Origin of the sequence: Streptomyces sp. NPDC051740 (assembly GCF_044453165.1) — a bacterium.
Lineage (GTDB): Bacteria > Actinomycetota > Actinomycetes > Streptomycetales > Streptomycetaceae > Streptomyces > Streptomyces atrovirens.
The window spans coordinates 90,649-112,821 of sequence record NZ_JBITCL010000006.1 but is presented as its reverse complement, the minus strand read 5'-3'; the positions used below and the strand labels follow the sequence as shown (position 1 = coordinate 112,821).

Genomic DNA, 22,173 nt, shown 5'->3' with positions numbered 1-22,173 from the left:
GTGAAACTTCCCTCTCAGCCCAGCAGGACGTCGTCGTCGCCGAGGCGCTTCACCTCGCGGTAGAGGATGGCGAGGTTGGTGATGACGGCGGCGCCGGTGACGACCGCGTCGAGCAGCCGCAGCGTGTCGTTCTCGCCGCGCGCCTTCTTGATCTGCTTGTACACACCGACGGCGCCGAACGCCGAGGTGGCCATGGAGACGTACAGACCGGACTTGGACTTCTTGAATCCCTTGGCCTTGGACAGTGCGCTCACAGCGACGGTGCCTCCTCGATCAGCGGGTGGCCCCACTTTTCCACGAAGGCCGCCTCGACGGCGGCGCCGACCTTGTAGAGCCGGTCGTCCTTCATGGCGGGGGCGATGATCTGCAGACCCACCGGCAGGTTGTCCTCGGGGGCGAGGCCGCAGGGCAGCGACATGGCCGCGTTGCCCGCCAGGTTGGTGGGGATGGTGCACAGGTCGGCCAGGTACATCGCCATCGGGTCGTCGGCGCGCTCGCCGATCGGGAAGGCGGTGGTCGGGGTCGTCGGGGAGACGATCACGTCGACCTGCTCGAAGGCCCGCTCGAACTCCTGCTTGATGAGGGTGCGGACCTTCTGGGCGCTGCCGTAGTACGCGTCGTAGTAGCCGCTCGACAGGGCGTACGTGCCGAGCATGACGCGGCGCTTGACCTCGGGGCCGAAGCCGGCCTCACGGGTCAGCGAGGTGACCTCCTCGGCGGAGTGCGAGCCGTCGTCGCCGGTCCGCAGGCCGTAGCGCAGGCCGTCGAAGCGGGCGAGGTTGGAGGAGCACTCGGAGGGCGCGATCAGGTAGTAGGCCGACAGCGCGAGGTCGAAGGACGGACAGTCCAGCTCGACGATCTCGGCACCGAGCCCCTTCATCATCTCGACGGCCTCGTCGAACCGCTGGACGACACCGGCCTGGTAGCCCTCGCCGCGGAACTGCCTGACGACGCCGACGCGCATGCCGGCGACGCTGCCGTTGCGGGCGGCCTCGACGACCGGCGGGACCGGGGCGTCGACGGAGGTGGAGTCCATCGGGTCGTGCCCGGCGATCACCTCGTGCAGCAGGGCCGCGTCCAGGACCGTACGGGCGCAGGGCCCGCCCTGGTCCAGGGAGCTGGAGAAGGCGACCATGCCGTACCGGGAGACGGAGCCGTACGTCGGCTTCACACCGACGGTGCCGGTGACGGCGGCCGGCTGGCGGATGGAACCGCCGGTGTCGGTACCGATGGCGAGCGGTGCCTGGAAGGAGGCGAGCGCGGCGGACGAACCACCGCCCGACCCCCCGGGGATCCTGGTCAGGTCCCACGGATTGCCGGTCGGCCCGTAGGCGCTGTTCTCGGTGCTGGACCCCATGGCGAACTCGTCCATGTTGGTCTTGCCGAGGATGACGACGTCGGCGGCCTTCAGCCGCTTGGTGAGCGTCGCGTCGTACGGCGGGATCCAGCCCTCGAGGATCTTGGAACCGACGGTGGTCGGGATGCCCTCGGTGGTGAAGATGTCCTTGAGGGCGAGGGGAACGCCGGCCAGCGGACCGAGCTTCTCCCCCTTGGCCCGCTTCTCGTCCACGGCGCGCGCCTGCGCCAGGGCACCCTCACGGTCGACGTGCAGGAAGGCGTGCACCTTCTCGTCGACGGCCTCGATCCGGGCCAGGTGCGCCTCGGTGACCTCTACGGCCGTGAGCTCACCGGAGGCGATCTTCTCGGCGGTCTCGGCGGCGGTGAGCCTGATGATGTGATCGCTCATGGCGGGTTACTCCTCCCCCAGGATCTGCGGCACCTTGAAACGCTGCTGCTCCTGGGCCGGGGCGCCGGAGAGCGCCTGCTCGGGGGTGAGCGAGGGACGGACCTCGTCCGCGCGCATGACGTTCGTCAGCGGGAGCGGGTGCGAGGTCGGCGGTACGTCTTGGTCGGCGACCTCGCTGACGCGGGCGACCGCGCCGATGATGTCGTCCAGCTGGCCCGCGAAGTGTTCGAGCTCTTCGGGCTTCAGCTCCAGACGCGCCAGCCGGGCGAGGTGGGCGACCTCCTCGCGCGTAATGCCAGGCATGCAGCGATCCTCTGGGGTGAGTGTGTGTGGTTCGGGGCTGGGGGCCGGCGTCGCATTCCCGTCGTCCGCCCGCAGGGCGGGTCCCGCGGCGTCTGGTGCGTGCGATCGCAAGGCGCCGGAGCGCCCTCGTGGCGGAGCCACGTGGGCGGTTCGGCAACGCGGCGAGCGTGCGTGCCAGGCGTCGCGGGGCAGGCGGGAATGTGACGCCAGTCCCCAATCCTATGGGGCGGCGGGCCGTGCCCGTGAAACCCTTTCCGGGTGCCCGCCCTGTCCGGACGCCGTGCGGCGTTTCTCCGCCTGCGACGGAAGGGCGGGGGACGCTTCGCGTCGTCGCTGAGCGGGGGTGGTTTCGCGGGTGCCTCGCGTCGGTACGGGGTGGGACCGCGCGGCCCGGCCCCGACCCACCCACCGGACAGTGGGCGCCACCCAGGCCCCCACCGGACCGACACACTGCGCCGCAGGCATCCCGCCCGCACCAGCAGTGACTATTCGTCGGCCGTGGTCGTCGCGGCCGGGAGCGCCGCGGCCGGGCGTTGCCAGCCGCGGGAGCCGCGGGCGAGGAGCCAGGCCGTGGTCTCGTCCGGCGGCATCGCCGCGGCGACCAGCCAGCCCTGCACCGCGTCGCAGCGGAGATCACGCAGCCGCTCCCACGTCTCGTCGTCCTCCACCCCCTCCGCGACGACGAGCAGCCCCAGCGAATGCGCCAGGTCGACCGTGCAGCGCACGATCTCCGCGTCCTCCGTGTCCACGGCCAGCCGGGCCACGAACGACCGGTCGATCTTCAGCTCACTCACCGGCAGCCGCCGCAGATGCACCAACGACGAGTACCCCGTACCGAAGTCGTCCAGCGACATCTTCACCCCGTGCCCGGTCAACGCGTTCAACGTGTCGGCCGCACGCTGCGGATCCTCCAGCAGCACATGCTCGGTGATCTCCAGCTGCAGCGCCCCCGCCGGCACCCCGTGCCGAGCCAGCCGCGCCGCCACGGAGCCCGCGAAACCGGCCGTGTGGACATCGCGCGGGGACACGTTCACGGCGACCGGCACGAACAACCCCTGGGCCCGCCACCGCGCGACCTGCCCCAGCGCGGTCTCCAGCACGTACTCGGTGAGGTGCGGCATCAGCCCGGACGACTCGGCGATCGCTATGAACTCGTCCGGCGGTACCTTCCCCCGCTCCGGATGCACCCACCGCACCAGCGCCTCGAGCCCCGCGACCTGCCCGTCGAAGCGCACCTTCGGCTGGTAGTGGAGCTCGACCTCCCGGGCGTCCAGCGCCCGCCGCAGATCCCCCAGCAGCCCCAGCCGGTCAGGGGTGTTGGAGTCCCGCTTGGACTCGTACGCCTCGACCCCCGTACGGTCCCGCTTGGCCTGGTACATCGCCACGTCCGCCCGCCGCAACAGCCCCTCCGCGTCGTCGGCGTGGTCGGGAAAGACGGCGACCCCCGCACTCGCCTCCAGGACGAGGGTGAGCCCGTCGAGGTCGAGCGGGGAGCTGAGGGCGGCGACGAGGGAGCGGGCGACGCGGGTGGCGGCCGTCGTGGAGTCGGCGACGGGCAGTAAGACGGCGAACTCGTCACCGCCGAGCCGCGCGGCCTCCGCCCCGCGCGGCAGGGCGAGTGCGAGCCGGTCGGCTATCTGCAGCAGCAGCCGGTCACCGGCGAGATGCCCGAGGGTGTCGTTGACCGACCGGAACCGGTCCAGGTCGATCAGCATGAGCGCGGCACGGGCACCGATCCGCTCCGCGTCGTCCAGCGCGGTCCAGATGCGTTCCAGCAGCCACTGCCGGTTCGGCAGTCCGGTCAGCGGATCGCGCAGCTGCTCCTCGGCCCGCGCGCGGGCTATCCACAGCGTGGAGTCGAGGGCGATCAGCGGGATGGAGAACAGGGGCAGCAGCACCGGTTCGGCATCGGCGACCACACACACCAGCGGCGCTATACCGAGCAGGGCGACAGCGACAAGGCCCTGCCGGACCAGCGCGGTACGGGCCACGGTGGGCAGCCCCGCGCGGGGGGTGTGCAGGTACCACAGCAGACCGCGGGTGACCGCGAGATAGACCGCGGCGACCAGCACCACCCCCGGGGCGGTGTACAGCGTCCAGGTGTCCGGGGTCGACGGCGACTCGACGGACGGCACGCAGCCGAACGCGGCCAGCACCAGCGCACCGGCGCCGATGCCGAGCAGGTCCACCGCACCGTGCAGCACGCCCTGCCGCCAGTGGCCCCGCCGGGCCATGCCGACCAGCACGACGACGGTGAGGCTGACCATCCCGGCCGGGACCCAGCCGTAGAGCAGCAGCACCGCGAGGGTGAGGGCGGCGCCGGAACCCGTACCGCCCCACCACCGGGAACGGCCCAGCATCACCAGATGGCCGACGATGATTCCGTTCAGCACCGCCAGCGACCAGCCGACCGTGCCGGACGGGAAGAGCGCGTGCCCTCCGGTGAACGCCCGCAGGAAGCCGGCGCCCAGCACGAACCCGGCCGCGGCGACGACCGCCGTGGGCAACGCGGGCCAGGACGGGTGCCGTTCCGCGTCCGCCTCGGACAGCCCGGGACCGTGCCCGGCGACCGGCCGCCCGACACCGCGCGCGTCCGCGGTACGCGTCCCGGTGCGCCCCTTCGCGCCCGGCCGCCCCGCGGGCCGCCCGTCCTCACGGCCGCGCAGCCATGCGACCGCCATGCGGCGCAGGCGCGGCCGTGAGCCCGGGGCGGCGCTCTCGGTCGGTTCCATTCCCGTCCCTCTCCCAGCCGGCGGTGCCCACGCCACGCGGCCCGATGCCCGACGACTCTCAGCGGCTCCGCGGTGGAAAGCCCTTACCCCGGACCCCTCACGAGTACGGGGTTGCTCCGACCGCAGCTGGGCACGGCAGGCGCACATCTCAACAGTAGGCCGCGGAAGGCCTGTACGGGCACCGGTCGCCGACGGTTGCCCGAATGCGCCCCAGCCACCCGTATGCATCTGATATGCACCGATCGGGCGACCTTCAACCGCTACTCCTCGGCCGAAAGAGCGACGTCCGCCGCGGCCTTCGGGCCTTGCCCGAGGAGGACGGTGAAGCCGTCCTCGTCCAGAACCGGCACCTTGAGCTGCATCGCCTTGTCGTACTTCGTCCCGGGATTGTCGCCCACGACGACGAACGACGTCTTCTTGGAGACGGATCCGGTCACCTTCGCCCCCTGGCTCTGCAGCGCCTCCTTCGCGCCGTCCCGGGTGAAGTTCTCCAGGGTTCCGGTCACCACGACGGTGAGCCCTTCCAGCGGACGCGGCCCCTCGTCCTCCCCCGCCCCCTCGTCCTCCATACGGACACCGGCCGCTTTCCACTTACGGATGATCTCCCGGTGCCAGTCCTCGGCGAACCACTGCTTGAGCGAGGCGGCGATGGTCGGCCCGACTCCCTCGGTGCCCGCCAGCTCCTCCTCGGTGGCCTGCTCGATGCGGTCGACGGAGCGGAACTCACGGGCCAGCGCCTCCGCCGCGACCGGACCGACATGACGGATCGACAGACCGGTCAGCACGCGCGCCAGCGGACGCTCCTTGGCCGCCGCGATGTTCGCCAGCATCGCGACCGCGTTCTTCCTCGGCTCGCCCTCCTGGTTGGCGAAGACGGTGGCGACCTTCTCCTCACCGGTCTTCGGGTCCCGCTTGGGCAGCCCGCTGTCCTGGTCGAGGACGTACGCCTTGATGGGCAGCAACTGCTCGACGGTGAGGCCGAACAGGTCGCCCTCGTCCCGCAGCGGCGGCTCCGCGGGCTCCAGCGGCCTGGTCAGCGCCGCCGCGGCGACATAGCCGAAGTGCTCGATGTCCAGCGCCCTGCGCCCGGCCAGGTAGAACAGCCGCTCCCGCAACTGTGCCGGACACGTACGGGCGTTGGGACAGCGCAGGTCGACATCGCCCTCCTTCATCGCCTTCAGCGGCGTACCGCACTCGGGGCACTCGGCCGGCATCACGAACTCCCGCTCGCTGCCGTCCCGCAGGTCGGCGACCGGACCGAGGATCTCCGGGATCACGTCACCGGCCTTGCGCAGCACCACCGTGTCACCGATGAGGACGCCCTTGGCCTTGACCACGTCCTGGTTGTGGAGCGTGGCGAACTCCACCTCGGAGCCCGCCACGTGGACCGGTTCGACCTGGGCGTACGGCGTGACCCTGCCCGTACGGCCCACCCCCACGCGGATGTCGACCAGCCTGGTGTTGACCTCCTCGGGCGCGTACTTGTACGCGATGGCCCAGCGCGGCGCGCGCGAGGTGGTGCCGAGGCGGCCCTGCAGGGAGATCTCGTCGAGCTTGACGACGACCCCGTCGATCTCGTGCGCCACGGAGTGCCGGTTCTCGCCGTAGTACGCGATGAACTCCCGTACGCCGGCGAGGTCGTCGACCACCCTGTTGTGCTCGGAGGTGGGCAGGCCCCAGCTCTTCAGCAGGTCGTAGCCCTGGGAGAGGCGGGTCATGCCCTTGTAGCCCTCCAGGACGCCGATGCCGTGCACCACCATGTGCAGCGGACGGGAGGCGGTGACCCGGGGGTCCTTCTGGCGCAGCGAACCGGCCGCCGCGTTGCGCGGGTTGGCGAAGGGCTTGTCGCCGGCCTCGACCAGGCGGGCGTTGAGCCCCTGGAACTTCTCCATCGGGAAGTAGACCTCCCCGCGGACCTCCACCAGGTCGGGCACCTTGTCGCCCTTCAGCCGGTCCGGGATCTCGGCGATGGTGCGGACGTTGGGCGTGATGTCCTCACCCGTACGGCCGTCGCCGCGGGTCGCCGCGCGGACCAGCCGCCCCCGCTCGTAGGTGAGGTTGACGGCGAGGCCGTCGACCTTCAGCTCGCACAGGAAGTGGAACTTCTGCTCGCCCAGCTCCTTGTGGATGCGCTCCGCCCACGCGGCGAGGTCGTCGTCGTTGAACGTGTTGTCGAGGGAGAGCATGCGCGAGACGTGCCGCACGGAGGTGAACTCCGTCTCGTACGCCCCGGCGACCTTCTGGGTCGGCGAGTCCGGGGTGCGCAGCTCCGGATGCTCCTCCTCCAGCGCCTCCAACTCCCGCAGCAGCCGGTCGAAGTCGGCGTCGCTGATGACGGGGGCGTCGTTCACGTAGTACCGGAAGCGGTGCTCCTCGATCTGCTCAGCGAGCTTGGCGTGCTTCTCCCGTGCCCCGGCGGGCACGCTCGTCGTCTCCGCTTGCTTGTCGCCGGCCACCGTATGTCCTCCCGTTACTCTGGGTTGTCCGCGAGGGATCTCGCCGCCCGGACGCACTGGGCGAGGGCCCTGCGCGCGTACTCCGGGGAAGCCCCCGCGAGTCCGCACGCCGGAGTGAGCGTGACCGCCTCCGGGAGAAGTCCCGGCCGCAGCCCCAGCCTGCGCCAGAGCGTCCTGACACCCATGACGCTACCGCCCGGGTCCGACAACGGTCCGTCCGTCCCCGGGACGACACCGGCGAACAGCCGGGTCCCGCTCTCCACCGCTTCCCCGATCACCTCGTCGTCACGCTCGGTGAGGAGGGAGAAGTCGAAGGAGACCCCCGCCGCGCCCGCCCGGCGCAGCAGGGCGAACGGGACGTCCGGTGCGCACGAGTGGACCACGACGGGCCCGCCGTCGTGAACCCCGACGACGTCCCGCAGCGTGGCCTCGACGATCTGCCGGTCCACCGCGCGGTGGGTGCGGTAGCCGCTGGCGCTCCGCACCTGTCCGCGCAGTACGGCGGTGAGGGAGGGTTCGTCGAGCTGCAGGACGAGCCGCGCGCCGGGCACGCGCTGCCGCACCTCGGCGAGGTGGAGGCGCAGTCCCTCGGCGAGGGAGGCGGCGAGGTCGCGGCAGGCGCCGGGGTCGGAGAGGACGGCCTCGCCGTTGCGCAGCTCCAGGGCGGCGGCGAGCGTCCACGGGCCGACCGCCTGGACCTTCAGGGGGCCCTGGTAGTCCTGGGTGAACTCCTCCAGCGCGTCGAGGTCCTCACCGAGCCAGGAGCGGGCGCGCCTGGTGTCGCGGCCCGGGTGGTCGCCGAGGCGCCAGCCGCTGGGTTCGACGCGGGCGTAGAGCTCCACGAGCAGGCCCGCGGTGCGGCCGATCATGTCCGCGCCGGGGCCGCGGGCGGGGAGTTCGGGGAGGTGGGGGAAGGTCTCGAAGCTGCCGGTGACCGTTCTGGCGGCCTCTCGGGCGTCCCCGCCCGGCATGGAGCCGATGCCGGTGACGGGGCCGAAGCTGAACTGGCTGTTTTCGCTCACCCGTAGAGCGTACGGAGGTTTTTCGCCCCCGCCGCCCCTACCCGTCCCATCCCGGGGGCGCTGCCCCCGGACCCCCGCTCCTCAAACGCCGGAGGGGCTGAAAATCACCGTCCCGGTCGGACCGTCAGGTCGTTGATCTCCGCGTCGGCCGGGAGGTCCAGGGCCGTCACGATCGTCGTGGCGACCGACTCGGGGTCGATCCACCGCGCGGGGTCGTACTCCTTGCCCTCCTGCTGGTGGACCTTGGCCTGCATGGGGCTGGCCGTGCGGCCGGGGTAGACCGAGGTGACGCGCACCCCGTTGCCGTGCTCCTCGTGGCGCAGGGAGTCGGCGAGGGCCTTCAGGCCGTGCTTGGAGGCGGCGTAGGCGGACCAGTCGGCGTGGGCGCTCAGACCGGCGCCGGAGTTGACGAAGATCACGTGGCCCCGGCTCGCGCGGAGCTGGGGCAGGAAGTGGCGGGTCAGCTCGGCGGGGGCGATCAGGTTGACGTTGAGCTGGTGGCGCCAGGTCTTCGGGGTCAGCTCGCCGACCGGGCCGAGGTCGACCACGCCGGCGATGTGCAGGAGGGAGTCCACCCGGTCCGGGAGCGACTGGTGGGAGAAGGCCCAGGAGAGCTTGTCCGGGTCCGCCAGGTCGCCGACGAGGGTGCGGGCGCCGGGGAACCCGGCTGCCAGTTCCTTCGCCCGGCCCGCGTCGCGCGCGTGCAGGACGAGTTCGTCCCCGCGCGCGTGCAGGCGGCGGGCGACGGCCGCGCCGATGCCGGAGCCCGCTCCGGTGATCACATGTGTAGCCATGCCCGCCATGCTCGCATCATCGCGCGGTCACTCCACGCCCAGGCTCTCCTCCAGGTACGCCAGCGCGCCCACCGGCTCCTCGGCGAAGAACACCAGGTCGGTGAGCGGGCGGGGCAGGAAGCCCTCGTCCTCCATGCGGCGGAACTGCTCCTTGAGGCCGTCGTAGAAGCCCGCGGTGTTGAGCAGCACCACCGGCTTCTCGGTGTGCCCGTGCTTCTTCAGTTCCAGGATCTCGGTCGCCTCGTCGAGGGTGCCGGTGCCGCCGACCATGACGACCACCGCGTCGGCCTTCTCCAGCAGCAGCCGCTTGCGCTCGGCGAGGTCACGCGCGATCACCATCTCGTCGACGCCGTCGCGCGCCTTCGCCGCGAGGAACTCCACCGAGACTCCGCAGAGCCGGCCGCCCGCCTCGTGCACCCCGTCGGCGACGACCTTCATCAGACCGGTGTCCGAACCGCCCCACACCAGGGTGTGCCCGCCCTTGCCGAGCAACCGCCCGAACTCCCGCGCGGGGCGTGTGTAGCGTTCGTCGAGGTCGGCGGCGGAGAGAAAGACACAGATGTTCACGGCCCCACAGTACGGGCTCTCCCGCGGATCCTTCCCGGGAAGAAGTCCGCATCGGCGTGCGCTGTACTCGCGGAGTCGGCCACCCGAGGAGGGACGATCGTGACCACAGGCCACCGCATCACCATCGAGGCCAGTGACCGGCACGTGCGCGTGGTGCGCGGCGGGCAGGTGCTGGCGGAGAGCGACGGGGCACTGCTGCTGAAGGAGACGGGCTGTCCGGACCGGTACTACATCCCGCCGGCGGACGTACGGCTCGACCTGCTGACGCCGTCGGAGACGCACACGCGCTGCCCCTTCAAAGGCACCGCCTCCTACTGGTCGCTGCCGGACGCGGCGGACCTGGTCTGGGCGTACCCGGAGCCGAAGCCGGACGTCGCGCGGATCAAGGACCACCTCTGCTTCCACGAGGTCGAAGTCGGCTGATCAGGTAAACGGGTTGTGATGGGCGAACGCGCCGCCCGCCTCACCGATGAATGCCGCCCCGTGCGGCAGTCTGGCGTGACATGGACAAGAACATCTCTTCGCGTGACGGCACCTCACTGGCGTACGAGAGCGCCGGGCGGGGTGCCACGATCGTTCTCGTCAGCGGCGCGATGTCGACGGGCGCCACGGCGGCGCCGCTGGCGGCTCCCCTGTCGGAGCGGTTCAGGGTGGTCGTGTACGACCGCCGGGGCCGGGGCGGCAGCGGGGACACGGCACCGTACGCGGTGGAGCGCGAGATCGAGGACCTGGCGGCGGTGATCGGGGCGGTGGGCGGCGAGGCCGCGCTGTACGGCGTCTCCTCGGGCGGCGCGCTGGCGCTCAGGGCGGCGGCGAGCGGACTTCCGGTGCACCACGTCGCCGTCTACGAGACGCCGTACGCGATGTCCGAGGAGGACCTCGGGGAGCGGGCGCGGTACACCGAGCGGCTGACGGCGGCGCTCGCCGAGGGACGGCGCGGGGACGCGGTGGAGCTGTTCCTGCGGCTGACCGGCCTCGGCGAGGACGTCATCCGGGGCGCGCGGCAGTCACCGATGTGGGCCGGGATGGAGTCGATCGCGCCGAGCCTCGCGTACGACGACGCCGTGATGGGCGACGGGAGCGTCCCGCGCGAGCTGCTGGCGTCGATCCGGGTGCCGGTGCTGTCGATCGCGGGCGACGCGAGCCCGGCGTGGATGCGTGAGGCCGCGCGGGCGATCGCCGATTCCGTCCCCCGGGGCACGTACCGCACCCTGGAGGGCCAGACCCACATGGTCGAACCGGACGTCCTGGCCCCGGTGCTGGCGGACTTCTTCACGCGGTGAGCGCCCCGCCGGGCCCGAAGGAGCGCCTTCAGGCCGCGCCGGCCGTCGCCCGCACCGTCGACGCGATCGTCGCCGAGCCGACCACGCGGGTGCCGTCGTACAGGACGATCGCCTGGCCGGGGGCGACGCCGCGGACGGGTTCGGTGAAGCTCACCCGGAGTTCCCCGTCGACGAGTTCCGCCGTCACCTCGGTCTCGCCGCCGTGGGCGCGCAGCTGCGCCGTGTAGGTGCCGGGGCCGGACGGGGCGGCGCCGCACCAGCGGGGCTTGATCGCGGTGAGGGCGGTGACGTCGAGGGCCGCCGCGGGGCCGACGGTGACCGTGTTGGTCACCGGGGAGATGTCGAGGACGTAGCGGGGCTTGCCGTCGGGGGCGGGGGTGCCGATCCGCAGGCCCTTGCGCTGGCCGATGGTGAAGCCGTACGCGCCCTCGTGGCTGCCGATCCTGGTGCCGGACTCGTCGACGATGTCGCCCTCGGCCTTGCCGAGGCGGTTCGCGAGGAAGCCCTGGGTGTCGCCGTCGGCGATGAAGCAGATGTCGTGCGAGTCGGGCTTCTTGGCCACCGCGAGCCCCCTGCGCTCGGCCTCCGCGCGGATCTCCTCCTTGGTGGTGACCGTGTCACCGAGGGGAAACATCGCGTGGGCGAGCTGGCGGTCGTCGAGCACGCCGAGGACGTAGCTCTGGTCCTTGGCCATGTCGGAGGCGCGGTGCAGTTCGCGGGTACCGTCCTCGCGCGGGATCACCTGGGCGTAGTGGCCGGTGCAGACCGCGTCGAAGCCGAGCGCCAGCGCCTTGTCCAGCAGGGCGGCGAACTTGATCTTCTCGTTGCAGCGCAGGCACGGGTTGGGGGTGCGGCCGGCCTCGTACTCGGCGACGAAGTCCTCGACGACGTCCTCGCGGAAGCGGTCGGCGAGGTCCCACACGTAGAACGGGATGCCGATGACGTCGGCGGCGCGGCGGGCGTCGCGCGAGTCCTCGATGGTGCAGCAGCCCCGCGCGCCGGTACGGAACGACTGCGGGTTCGCGGAGAGCGCGAGGTGGACGCCGGTCACGTCGTGGCCCGCCTCGGCCGCGCGGGCGGCGGCGACGGCGGAGTCGACTCCGCCGGACATGGCGGCCAGGACGCGGAGGGGGCGGGAGCGCTGCGAGGTCTCAGTCATAACCCCTCCAGGGTACGGGGGGACGGGAACCACGGCCGCCGGGTATCCGTTCACGATCACATGGGGGCACAGAAGGCATCCGAGGACGGGGACCGGCGCATCGGGCGGCGGGCCCTGATCGTGGGCGGGGTGGCGGCAGCGGCGGGCACCGCGGCGCTGGCGCGGGACGAGCTGGCGCGGCTGTGGTGGCGTATGCCGGGCGTCGAGAAGCCGCGCGAGCAGGGCGTGGTGGACTACGCGGGCGCCCGCTGGGTGGCGGCCTCGGACGCCAACTGGCGCCGCGCGGACCGGCCGGACGACTTCGGCGTCGACATGGTGATCGTCCATGTCACCCAGGGCAGCTTCGACAGCGCGGTGCGGGCGTTCCAGGATCCGGGGCACAAGGCGTCCACGCACTACATCGTCGGCCAGGACGGCCGTATCACCCAGATGATCCGCGAGCTGGACGTGGCGTACCACGCGGGCAACCGCGACTACAACGAGCGCAGCGTCGGCATCGAGCACGAGGGCTTCGTGGACCGCCCCGAGGACCTCACGGACGAGATGTACGAGGCGTCGGCCCGCCTCACGGCCCGAATATGCGCCCGCTACGACATCCCGGTCGACCGCGACCACGTCATCGGCCACATCGAGGTCCCCGGCACGGACCACACCGACCCGGGCCCGCACTGGGACTGGGACCGCTACATGAAGCTGGTGCGGCGGGCCCGCACGGCGCAGACGGACACCGGCCCCTCAAGCTCTCCGTCGGCCACGGCGGGCTAGCGGGCTAGGTCAGCCCCGCCGCCCGAGCCCGTTCCACCGCCGGCCCGATCGCCTTGGCCAGCGCCTCCACGTCGGCCTCCGTAGAGGTGTGACCGAGGGAGAAGCGCAGGGTTCCACGGGCCAGGTCGGGATCGGTTCCGGTGGCCAGGAGGACATGGCTGGGCTGGGCCACACCGGCGGTGCAGGCGGATCCGGTGGAGCACTCGATGCCCTGCGCGTCCAGGAGGAGCAGCAGTGAGTCGCCCTCGCAGCCGGGGAAGGTGAAGTGCGCATTGGCCGGAAGACGTCCCCCGGGGGCGGGGTCACCGCCGAGGACGGCGTCCGGGACGGCCTCGCGGACCGCGGCGACCAGGTCGTCACGGAGCCTTCCGATCTCGCGGGCGAACCACTCCTGCTGCTCGGCGGCGAGCCGCCCGGCGGTCGCGAAGGAGGCGACGGCGGGGACGTCGAGGGTGCCGGAGCGGACGTGGCGCTCCTGGCCGCCGCCGTGCAGGACGGGCACGGGGGTGTGCTCGCGGCCCAGGAGCAGCGCGCCGATGCCGTACGGGCCGCCGATCTTGTGGCCGGACACGGTCATCGCGGCGAGCCCCGACGCGGCGAAGTCCACCGGGACCTGGCCGAATGCCTGGACCGCGTCGGAGTGCAGCGGCACGCCGAACTCGGCGGCGGTCTCGGCGAGTTCGCGGACCGGCAGGATCGTACCGATCTCGTTGTTGGCCCACATGACGGTGGCGAGGGCGACGTCGTCGGGGTTGCGGGCGATGGCCTCGCGCAGGGTGTCCGGGTGGACCCGGCCGTGGGGGTCGACCGGCAGGTACTCGACGGTGGCGCCCTCGTGCTCGCCGAGCCAGTGGACGGCGTCGAGGACGGCATGGTGCTCGACGGGGCTGGCGAGGACCCGGGTGCGGGCCGGGTCCGCGGCGCGGCGGGACCAGTAGAGCCCCTTCACGGCGAGGTTGTCGGCCTCGGTTCCACCGGAGGTGAACACGATCTCGCTGGGCCGGGCGCCGAGGGCCTCGGCGAGGGTCTCGCGGGCCTCCTCGACGGTGCGACGGGCGCGGCGGCCGGCCGCGTGGAGGGAGGAGGCGTTGCCGGTGACGCCCAGGTGCGCGGTGAGCGCCTCGACCGCCTCGGGAAGCATCGGGGTGGTCGCGGCGTGGTCGAGGTAAGCCATGGTGGGGCCGATTCTACGGGGCCCCGTGCAGCGGCCACGGATCGCGGTTGGCCGGGATGCGCCGCCCGCTCAGAAGCTCCAGGAGATCGTGTTGTCCGCCTGGACGAACGCGGCGAGGACGAGGAGGTCGGCGACGCCGAGTCCGAGCCCCAGGAAGGCGCGGCCGCGCCGGGTCGTGCCCCGCCACAGCGCCACGGCCGCCAGCACGATGGCGGTCGGGCCGAGGACGACGTTGAGGACGAGCAGGCCCAGCAGGCCCAGGACGAAGGACGCGACGGCCATGCCGTCGGCGTCACGGAAGCCGGTGCGTCGGGCGGCCGGTGCGGTCAGGTACATGGTGATCGGCTCCCACGGTCGGAGGGACGGGGTTCGAACGGCCTGGTGCGGATCAGTGCGCCGAGCCGCGGTGTCCGCGGCCGTGGCGCTCGCGCAGGGCGAAGACGCCGAGCCACACGACGATGACGGCACCGGCGGCGAGGGAGAAGGAGAGCGGGGCGTGGACGACGGTGCCCAGGACGACGCCCAGCAGGAGGAGCGTGGCGACGAGGAACAGCATGGGTGGATCCCCCAGATTCGGTGAACGGTTGTGGTTACAGTTGTTCACTGAGTTCCCAGGCTAACGCGGGCCATGGCTTTCCAACGACGGAGAACAGTTGTTGACTGCATGGCATGAGTCACACCCTCGGCGTCCGGCAGGCCCAGAAGCAGAAGACACGGCGGGCGCTGCTCGACGCGGCGCTGGAACTGCTGGAGGAGCAGAGTCTGAGCAGTCTGGGGCTGCGTGAGGTCACCCGTGCGGTGGGGGTGGCGCCGACCGCCTTCTACCGGCACTTCCGGTCCATCGAGGATCTGGGGGTGGCGCTGGTCGAGGAGGCGCTGGGCAGTCTGCACCCGATGATCCGGACGATCGTGTCCACGACCGGGGACGGCGAGGAACGCATCGCGCGGGCCGTCGAGTTGATCGCGGGGCATGTCGACGCGCATCCGGCGCATGTGCGGTTCATCGCCCGGGAGCGGCACGGCGGGGTGCAGGTGGTGCGGGCGGCGATACGGGATCAGCTGGCGCTGTTCGCCGTGGAGGTGGGGGAGGCGCTGGCGGAGGATCCGGTGTCCGCGGGGTGGGGGGAGGAGGATCTGGTGATGCTGGCTCAGCTGTACGTGGATCAGATGCTGGGGACTGCCTCGCTGTTTCTGGAGGCGCCGGGGAGTGGGGCGGGGGCGCGGGAGCGGGAACGGGTGTTCCGGATGGCGGTGCGTCGGATGCGGTTGATCGGGATCGGGCGTGCGCACTGGCTGGACGGCGGGGTGGGTGGGGGTGGGTGAGGGTTTTTCGCCCCCGCCGCCCCTACCCTTCCCGTACCGGGGGGGGGGGGGGGGGGGGGGGGGGGGGGGGGGGGGGGGGGGGGGGGGGGCGGGGGGGGGGCCGGGGGGGGGGGGGCGCGGGGGGGGGGGGGGGGCGGGGCCCCCGGGGGGGGGGGGGCGGGGGGGGTGGTCCCGGGGGGGGGGGGGGCCCCGGGGGGGGCGGGGGGGGGGGGGGGGGGGGGGTTTGGGTTTTTCGCCCCCGCCGCCCCTACCCTTCCCGTACCCGGGGGCGCTGCCCCCGGACCCCCGCTCCTCAAACGCCGGAGGGGCTGATTTTCGCCGGACGGACTTAAAGGCGGGCCCGGGCCAGTTGACGGGACTGGGCCACCAGGCGGTCCTCGCTGTCCCAGACCTCGGCGTCCTCCTCCAGGAAGCCGCCGGCGAGGTTGCGGGTGGTGATCGAGACGCGCAGGGGGCCCGGGGCCGGGCGGCAGCGGACGTGGACGGTCAGCTCCACCGTGGGGACCCAGCCGGACAGGCCCAGTTCGAAGGCGGTCGGCGGCAGGGCGTCCACCGCGAGGAGCAGTGCGAACGGGTCGGGGTCCCGGCCGTCGGCGAGACCGAACCAGGCCCGCATCTCCCCCTTGCCGGAGGGCTGCCCGAGCGCCCATCCCAGGGTCGAGGGGTCGAGCCTGAGCATCAGGCGCTCGGTGATGGCGGAGCTGCCGTCGACCGGGGTGGGGCCGTCCTCCGGGCCGAAGCACTGCTCCATCGGCGGTATCGCGGGCGGCTCGGCCGTCGTACGGACGTCGTCGGGGAGGGAGTCCAGATCGCCGTAGGAGGCGAGGACACGGATGCGCTCCACCTCGTCGCCCCGCTCGTCGAGCTGGAAGAGGGAGGCCTGGCCGGTCGACAGGGTCCGTCCGGTGCGCACGGTCTCGGTGCGGACGACCGCCGGGCCCGGCTGGGAGGCGGTCAGGTAGTGCGCGGAGATGGTGAACGGGTCGGCGTGCGGCAGGGCGTCCGCGAGCGCGCGGCCCAGGACCGCCAGCAGATAGCCGCCGTTGACGGCGTTGATGATCGTCCAGCCGGCGGAGAGGTCGATGTCGTAGACGCCGGGCGCGCGCGGGATGAGTGCGGTGTCGCGGTCGAACTCACTGGCGCCGATGGTGGCCCTGACGGGCTGGGCGGAGGCTGCTTCTGGCATGGCTGAACAGTACAAGAAGATAATACTAAGCGGTAGCTTTGTTCGTCCGCCTCGGCGGGCTACTCCTCCCGGACCGTCGAGCGGCGGTGCCATGCGCGAGGGGCCCGCCAGTGGTAGCGCATCGCGAGGATGCGCAGCACGAAGGCCGTGACCACGGCGACGCCGCTGGTCCCCGCGTTCAGCACGTCGTAGCGGATGCACAGCGCGGTCAGGGCGGCGCCGACGACGGCCGGGACGGCGTACAGGTCGCGGTCCCAGCGCAGCAGCGACGGCACCTCGTTGGCGAGCACGTCGCGCAGCACACCGCCGCCGACCGCGGTGGCCAGTCCCAGACAGGCGGAGGCGGTCAGGCCGAGGCCGTAGTCGTACGCCTTGGTCGTGCCGACGACGCAGAACAGGCCGAGGCCGGCCGCGTCGAAGACGTTGACGCCGGTCTGGATGCGTTCCACGTGCGGGTGGAGGAAGAACACCAGGACCGTGGCGAGCAGCGGGGTGACGAAGTACCCCAGGTCCGTGAAGGCGGCGGGCGGTACGGCGCCGATGACCAGGTCGCGGAAGAGTCCGCCGCCGAGCGCGGTGACCTCGGCGAGTACGGCGATGCCGAAGACGTCGAAGTTCTTGCGGACGGCCAGCAGGGCGCCGGAGATCGCGAAGACGAAGATGCCGATCAGGTCGAGCGTATGCAGGACGGACGGACTGAACAGTTGCTGGAGCACCCTTATATTCTCACCCAGCAAGAACCCCTCGCCTTGCAAAGCAAGGCGAGGGGTGGTGTGAACTTGCTGTCCGGGATCCCGTCGGGCGGTACCCCGGACGCGGGCGAAGACCCGGCCGACGGCTGCGGCCAGTCGCAGCCGTCAGCCGGTCATACGGCCTTCTCGGCGGCGCCGGCCTTGCCGGCGGTCTTGGCCTTCCCGGCGGTCTTGGCCTTCCCGGCCTCTTCCGCGCTCTCCGCCTTCGCCTCGGCCTCGGTGGTCTCGGCGGCCCCGGCGGTCTCGGCCTTCTCAGCGCTTTCGGCCTTGTCGGCGCTTTCGGCCTTCTCCGCCTTGACGGCAGTCGCGGCCTTGTCGGCGGCCTCGGCGTCGTCGGCGCCCGCGACCTCGTCAGCCTCATCGGCCTCGGTGGTCTCGGCGGCCTCAGTGGTCTCGGCCTTCTCAGCGCTCTCGGCGTCGTCGGCGCTCGCAGCCCCGTCGGCCTCCGCAGCCTTCTCCGCGCTCTCGGCCTTCTCGGCCTCGTCGGCGATCGCGACCTTGTCGGCGCCAGCGGCCTCGTCAGCCTCATCGGCCTCGGTGGTCTCGGCGGCCTCAGTGGTCTCGGCCTTCTCAGCGCTCTCGGCGTCGTCGGCGCTCGCAGTGGCGTCGGCTTCGGCAGCCTTCTTCGTGCCCTCGGCCTCGTCGGCGGTCACGGCCTTCTCAGCCTCGGCGGCCTCGTCGGCCTTGTCGGCGCTCTCCGCCTTCTCCGTCGGCTCAGGCGTGTTCCCCTGCTCCGGTGCGGTTTCCTGCTTCGGCGGGCCGGGCTGTTCCGGTACCGCCGGGGTGCCGGGGTCCTCGGTCGTCGGGTTGTCGTCCACGCCCTCGCGGGTCGCCGACACGACCTCGCCCGTGGTCCGCTCCAGCGTTCCGGCCGCGATCTCCTCGGCGAAGTGGCACGCCACCCGGTGGCCGCCGCCGAGGTCCCGCAGCTCCGGCCGCTCCGTCGCGCAGCGCTCGGCCTGGGCCCACGGGCAGCGCGTGTGGAAGCGGCAGCCGCTGGGCGGGTTGGCCGGGGAGGGCAGGTCGCCGGTGAGCAGGATGCGCTCGCGCCTGTCCTCCACCTCCGGGTCCGGCACCGGCACGGCCGACATCAGGGCCTTGGTGTACGGGTGCTTCGGCTCGGCGTACAGCGCGTCGCTCGGTGCCTCCTCGACCAGCGAGCCCAGGTACATCACGCCGATCGTGTCGGAGATGTGCCGGACCACCGCGAGGTCGTGGGCGATCACCACGTAGGTCAGGCCGAGTTCCTCCTGGAGCTCGTCCAGCAGGTTGATGACCTGGGCCTGGACCGACACGTCGAGCGCGGAGACCGGCTCGTCGCAGATGATCACGTCGGGTTCGAGGACGAGGGCGCGGGCGATGCCGATGCGCTGGCGCTGGCCGCCGGAGAACTCGTGCGGGTAGCGGGAGAGCGCGTTGGAGGGCAGGCCGACCTTGTCCAGGATCGACTTGATCTTCTCCCGGCGCTCCTCCTGGTCCTTGCCGATGCCGTGGGCGACCATGCCCTCGGACAGGATCGACTCGATGTTCTGCCGGGGGTTGAGCGAGCCCAGCGGGTCCTGGAAGACCATCTGGAGCCGGCGCCGGAAGCGGCGCATCTCCTCGCCGGGCAGCTTCGCCAGGTCGGTGCCGTCGAGGACGACGGAGCCCTCGGTGATGTCCACCAGCCGCAGCACGGACCGCCCGAGGGTGGTCTTGCCGCAGCCGGACTCGCCGACCAGACCGTAGGTCTCGCCGGCCTCGACCTTCAGGGACACCCCGTCCACGGCGTAGACGTGACCGACCGTGCGGTCGACGAAGATGCCCTTCTTGATGGGGAAGTGGACCTTGACGCCGTCCAGTTCGAGCAGGCTCATGCGGTGACCTCCTCGGCCTTCGCGTCGTCGAGTACGGGGTTGACGCACCGCACCTGGTGGCCGGCCGCACGCGGCTCGGTGAGCTGCGGGGTGCCGGTCAGGCAGCCCATCTCGTACCGGTCGCAGCGGGGCGCGAAGGCGCAGCCGTCGGCCCAGGCGATGCGGTCGTTGATGGAGCCGCGGATGGGGGTGAGGGGTTCACCCCGGGGAGCGTCCAGCCGCGGGATGGAACCCAGCAGTCCGTGCGCGTAGGGGTGGGTCGGGTGGCCGAACAGCTCGCGGCGCCCGGCGGACTCCACGGTCTTGCCCGCGTAGAGCACGTTGACCTGGTCGCAGAGGCCGGCGACCACGCCGAGGTCGTGGGTGATCATCAGCAGGGCGGTGCCCTCCTGGTCCACCAGTTCCTTGAGCAGCTCCAGGATCTGCGCCTGGATCGTCACGTCGAGGGCCGTGGTCGGCTCGTCGGCGATGAGCATGCGGGGGGCGCAGGCCACCGCCATGGCGATCAGCGCGCGCTGGCGCATACCGCCGGAGAGCTGGTGCGGGTACTCCTTGAGCCGCCGGGTCGGGTCGGGGATGCCGACCCGGTCCAGCAGGTGGGCGGCCTCCTTGCGGGCGGCCTCGCCCTTCATCCCGCGGTGGCGCTCCAGGATCTCGGTGACCTGCACGCCGATCGGCACGACCGGGTTGAGCGAGGACAGCGGGTCCTGGAAGATCATCGCCATTTCGCTGCCGCGCAGGTCGCGGCGGGCGGAAGGACTCATCGTGAACAGGTCCACGCCGTCGAACTCGGCACGGCCGCCGATGGTGACGCCCTTGTGGGGCAGCAGACCCATCAGGGCCAGGGAGGTGACGGACTTTCCGCAGCCGGACTCGCCGACCAGGCCCACGACCTGGCCCTGGTCGACCTCGAAGGAGACGCCGTCGACCGCCCGGGACTCCTTGCGGCCACGGCCGCCGAAGGTGATGGTCAGTTCGTCGACATTGAGCAGAGACATGGTGGTTCAGCCCCTCAGCTTCGGGTCGAGGGCTTCCCGCATGGCCTCGCCGAGGAGGGTGAAGCCGAGGGCGGTGATGATGATGCCGACGGCGGGGTAGACCGCCATCATCGGCGCGTTGTCGAAGAACCGCTGCGCCTGGGTGAGCATGACGCCCCACTCGGGGATGGCCGGGTCGGGGTTTCCGAGGCCCAGGTAGGACAGGGCGGCGGCTTCGATGATCGCGGTGGCCAGGGAGAGCGTGGCCTGCACGATCACCGGGCTGAGCGAGTTGGGGATGATCTGCGAGAGGACGATGCGCCGCTTGCGCACACCCAGGGACTGGGCGGCGAGCACGTAGTCCGAGCTGCCCTGGGCCAGCATGGAGCCGCGCAGCAGCCGGGCGAACACCGGGATCTGGACGACACCCACGGCGATCATCACGGTGGTCAGCGACTGCCCCATGACCGCGGCGATGGACACGGCCAGCAGCAGCGAGGGCATCGCCAGCATGATGTCGATGAACCGCATGATGACGGAGTCGACGCGCTTGCCGGTCTCACCGCCGAGGGTGGCGAAGGCGCCGGCGAGGCCGCCGATCACGAAGCCGATGATCAGACCGATCATCGTGGCGACGACACCGACGAGCAGCGTCTGGCGGGCGCCGACCAGCATGCGGGAGAACATGTCCCGGCCGAGGTGGTCGAGTCCGAACCAGTTCTCGCCGCGCGCGCCGACGAACTCGCCGCGGTTGGGGAAGACCTCGCCGCGCCAGGTCTGGGCGGTCGGGGAGAACGGGGCGATGTAGGGCCCGATGATCGCGAGGACGACGAACAGGGCGATGACGACCGCGCCGATGATCGCCATCTTGCTGCGCTTGAGGCGTCGGAACGCCTCCCGCCACAGGCTGGCGCCGGTGCTGGTCTCCTTGGTCGCGGCCAGTTCCGCGAGCCGCTGGATCTTGTCGGTCTTGGTGGCGACACTCATGTCAGTGCACCCGCACTCTCGGGTCGATGAGGCTGTACGCGAGGTCCACCAACAGGTTGATCAGGACGTATATCAGCGCGATGAACATGATGAACCCGACGAGCACGGGGTAGTCGCGGCCGTCGATCGCGGTCCGGATGAAGGAGCCGATGCCGCCGAAGGAGAACACGGACTCGGTCAGGACCGCGCCGGACAGCAGGGAGCCGGTGAGCAGGCCGACCGCGGTCACCACGGGGAGCATCGCGTTGCGCAGCACGTGCCGGCTGCGGACGACGCTCCGCTTGAGGCCCTTGGCCTCGGCGGTGCGGACGTAGTCCTCGTCCTGCACCTCGAGGACGCTGGCGCGGGTCATGCGCACGATGACCGCGAGCGGGATGGAGGCCAGGGCGACGGAGGGCAGGATCAGGTGCATGATCGCGTCCCAGGAGGCGTCGAACTCCCCGGTGAGGACGCCGTCCAGGACGGCGAAGCCCGTCACGTCGGTGGCGTTGATGCCGGTGTCCTGGCGTCCGTAGCTGGGGAAGATCCCGAGCTGGACGGCGAAGACCTGCTTGAGGAGCAGGGCCAGGAAGAAGACCGGGATGCAGATGCCGATCAGCGATCCGGAGACCGCGCTGACGTCGAGCCAGCCACCGCGGTTGCGGGCCGCGAAGTAGCCGAGGGGGACACCGACGACGACCGCGATCAGGATCGCGAGGAGGGACAGCTCCACGGTCGCGGGGAAGCGCAGGACGAACTCGTCCCACACCGGCTGACCGGTCTGGGTGGAGGTGCCCAGGTCGAGTTCGGCGATGCGCTTCAGGAAGCGCCAGTACTGGACGTAAACGGGCTGGTCCAGCCCGAGCGCGCGGTTGATGCGCGCCACTTCGGCCTCGGTGGCCTTCTCCCCCAGGATCGCTGAGGCGGGTCCACCGGGCAGACGGTCGAGCCACAGGAAGAGCAGAACCGACAGGCCGAGCAGCGTGGGTATGAGCTGGAGCAGTCTTCGTACGACGAGACGCAGCACCCCGCTTGCCCCTTTCTTGCGTGATGTCTTACATGAATGGACCCGCCCGGCCGCCGAGTTGCGACGACCGGGCGGACCCCCCGT

General features: G+C 71.7%; 21 protein-coding genes and 1 pseudogene. 4 read left to right on the top strand and 18 right to left on the bottom strand.

The window, feature by feature from the left end; all coding sequences use genetic code 11:
* Positions 1-14: 14 nt before the first annotated feature.
* The 8 genes from ACIA6T_RS12470 to ACIA6T_RS12435 all read right to left on the bottom strand — a co-directional run bounded on the left by ACIA6T_RS12470 (position 15) and on the right by ACIA6T_RS12435 (position 9,621).
* Entirely contained in the window at positions 15-254 is a 240-nt protein-coding gene (locus ACIA6T_RS12470) for a hypothetical protein (protein ID WP_030216519.1), read from the bottom strand.
* Positions 251-1,747 carry an Asp-tRNA(Asn)/Glu-tRNA(Gln) amidotransferase subunit GatA gene (gene gatA / locus ACIA6T_RS12465; protein WP_399446495.1) on the bottom strand — a complete coding sequence of 499 codons (1,497 nt, stop codon included), beginning with the start codon at positions 1,745-1,747 and terminating at the stop codon, positions 251-253. The genes ACIA6T_RS12470 and gatA overlap by 4 nt, the downstream gene beginning before the upstream one ends.
* Positions 1,748-1,753: 6 nt before the next feature.
* Entirely contained in the window at positions 1,754-2,050 is a 297-nt protein-coding gene (gatC, locus tag ACIA6T_RS12460) for an Asp-tRNA(Asn)/Glu-tRNA(Gln) amidotransferase subunit GatC (RefSeq protein WP_070023066.1), read from the bottom strand.
* A 485-nt stretch (positions 2,051-2,535) separates the two neighbouring features.
* Positions 2,536-4,782, bottom strand: coding sequence for a putative bifunctional diguanylate cyclase/phosphodiesterase (locus ACIA6T_RS12455; RefSeq protein WP_399446494.1), 2,247 nt, complete (start codon positions 4,780-4,782; stop codon positions 2,536-2,538).
* 260 nt (positions 4,783-5,042) lie between these two features.
* Positions 5,043-7,238: an NAD-dependent DNA ligase LigA gene (ligA, locus tag ACIA6T_RS12450; RefSeq protein ID WP_399446493.1), complete on the bottom strand. Its 2,196-nt coding sequence runs from the start codon at positions 7,236-7,238 to the stop codon at positions 5,043-5,045.
* A 14-nt stretch (positions 7,239-7,252) separates the two neighbouring features.
* Positions 7,253-8,260 carry a methionine synthase gene (locus tag ACIA6T_RS12445; protein WP_399446492.1) on the bottom strand — a complete coding sequence of 336 codons (1,008 nt, stop codon included), beginning with the start codon at positions 8,258-8,260 and terminating at the stop codon, positions 7,253-7,255.
* A 104-nt stretch (positions 8,261-8,364) separates the two neighbouring features.
* Positions 8,365-9,063 (bottom strand): SDR family oxidoreductase, encoded by a 699-nt coding sequence (locus ACIA6T_RS12440; protein ID WP_399446491.1) that lies wholly within the window; start codon positions 9,061-9,063, stop codon positions 8,365-8,367.
* 18 nt (positions 9,064-9,081) lie between these two features.
* Positions 9,082-9,621, bottom strand: a complete 540-nt coding sequence (locus ACIA6T_RS12435; RefSeq protein WP_399446490.1) for a TIGR00730 family Rossman fold protein — start codon at positions 9,619-9,621, stop codon at positions 9,082-9,084.
* 99 nt (positions 9,622-9,720) lie between these two features.
* Here ACIA6T_RS12435 and ACIA6T_RS12430 point away from each other — a divergent pair, with 99 nt between their 5' ends.
* Positions 9,721-10,044: a DUF427 domain-containing protein gene (locus ACIA6T_RS12430; protein WP_399446489.1), complete on the top strand. Its 324-nt coding sequence runs from the start codon at positions 9,721-9,723 to the stop codon at positions 10,042-10,044.
* 80 nt (positions 10,045-10,124) lie between these two features.
* A complete protein-coding gene (locus ACIA6T_RS12425) occupies positions 10,125-10,904 on the top strand; it encodes an alpha/beta fold hydrolase (protein ID WP_399446488.1) in 780 nt (259 codons plus the stop codon).
* A 28-nt stretch (positions 10,905-10,932) separates the two neighbouring features.
* Here the strand turns inward: ACIA6T_RS12425 and mnmA are convergent, their stop codons facing one another.
* Entirely contained in the window at positions 10,933-12,063 is a 1,131-nt protein-coding gene (mnmA, locus tag ACIA6T_RS12420; RefSeq protein ID WP_399446487.1) for a tRNA 2-thiouridine(34) synthase MnmA, read from the bottom strand.
* Between the two features lie 60 nt (positions 12,064-12,123).
* Between mnmA and ACIA6T_RS12415 the strand changes: the two genes are divergently transcribed.
* Entirely contained in the window at positions 12,124-12,828 is a 705-nt protein-coding gene (locus tag ACIA6T_RS12415) for an N-acetylmuramoyl-L-alanine amidase (RefSeq protein WP_399446486.1), read from the top strand.
* A gap of 4 nt (positions 12,829-12,832) precedes the next feature.
* Here the strand turns inward: ACIA6T_RS12415 and ACIA6T_RS12410 are convergent, their stop codons facing one another.
* The 3 genes from ACIA6T_RS12410 to ACIA6T_RS12400 all read right to left on the bottom strand — a co-directional run bounded on the left by ACIA6T_RS12410 (position 12,833) and on the right by ACIA6T_RS12400 (position 14,558).
* Complete coding sequence (locus ACIA6T_RS12410) at positions 12,833-14,002, bottom strand: cysteine desulfurase family protein (RefSeq protein WP_399446485.1); 1,170 nt, start codon at positions 14,000-14,002, stop codon at positions 12,833-12,835.
* Between the two features lie 69 nt (positions 14,003-14,071).
* Positions 14,072-14,338: a DUF4190 domain-containing protein gene (locus ACIA6T_RS12405; RefSeq protein WP_399446484.1), complete on the bottom strand. Its 267-nt coding sequence runs from the start codon at positions 14,336-14,338 to the stop codon at positions 14,072-14,074.
* Between the two features lie 52 nt (positions 14,339-14,390).
* A complete protein-coding gene (locus tag ACIA6T_RS12400; RefSeq protein WP_399446483.1) occupies positions 14,391-14,558 on the bottom strand; it encodes a hypothetical protein in 168 nt (55 codons plus the stop codon).
* A gap of 113 nt (positions 14,559-14,671) precedes the next feature.
* Here ACIA6T_RS12400 and ACIA6T_RS12395 point away from each other — a divergent pair, with 113 nt between their 5' ends.
* The gene (locus tag ACIA6T_RS12395) at positions 14,672-15,325 is read left to right on the top strand and encodes a TetR family transcriptional regulator (RefSeq protein ID WP_399446482.1); all 654 of its coding nucleotides are present in this window, start codon (positions 14,672-14,674) and stop codon (positions 15,323-15,325) included.
* Positions 15,326-15,653: 328 nt separating this feature from the next.
* Here the strand turns inward: ACIA6T_RS12395 and ACIA6T_RS12390 are convergent, their stop codons facing one another.
* The 6 genes and pseudogenes from ACIA6T_RS12390 to ACIA6T_RS12365 form a co-directional block, all read right to left on the bottom strand.
* On the bottom strand, positions 15,654-16,511 hold the full coding sequence (locus tag ACIA6T_RS12390) for a thioesterase family protein (protein ID WP_399446481.1): 858 nt from the start codon (positions 16,509-16,511) through the stop codon (positions 15,654-15,656).
* Positions 16,512-16,570: 59 nt separating this feature from the next.
* Positions 16,571-17,227, bottom strand: a complete 657-nt coding sequence (locus tag ACIA6T_RS12385) for a trimeric intracellular cation channel family protein (protein WP_399446480.1) — start codon at positions 17,225-17,227, stop codon at positions 16,571-16,573.
* An 841-nt stretch (positions 17,228-18,068) separates the two neighbouring features.
* A pseudogene (locus ACIA6T_RS12380) lies at positions 18,069-19,119 on the bottom strand (ABC transporter ATP-binding protein); the annotation flags it as partial.
* Positions 19,116-20,117: an ABC transporter ATP-binding protein gene (locus ACIA6T_RS12375; RefSeq protein WP_399446479.1), complete on the bottom strand. Its 1,002-nt coding sequence runs from the start codon at positions 20,115-20,117 to the stop codon at positions 19,116-19,118. The gene ACIA6T_RS12375 and the pseudogene ACIA6T_RS12380, both read right to left, overlap by 4 nt.
* Before the next feature lie 6 nt (positions 20,118-20,123).
* Positions 20,124-21,083: an ABC transporter permease gene (locus ACIA6T_RS12370; protein ID WP_399446478.1), complete on the bottom strand. Its 960-nt coding sequence runs from the start codon at positions 21,081-21,083 to the stop codon at positions 20,124-20,126.
* 1 nt (position 21,084) lies between these two features.
* Positions 21,085-22,089 (bottom strand): ABC transporter permease, encoded by a 1,005-nt coding sequence (locus tag ACIA6T_RS12365; RefSeq protein ID WP_399446477.1) that lies wholly within the window; start codon positions 22,087-22,089, stop codon positions 21,085-21,087.
* Positions 22,090-22,173 lie beyond the last annotated feature (84 nt).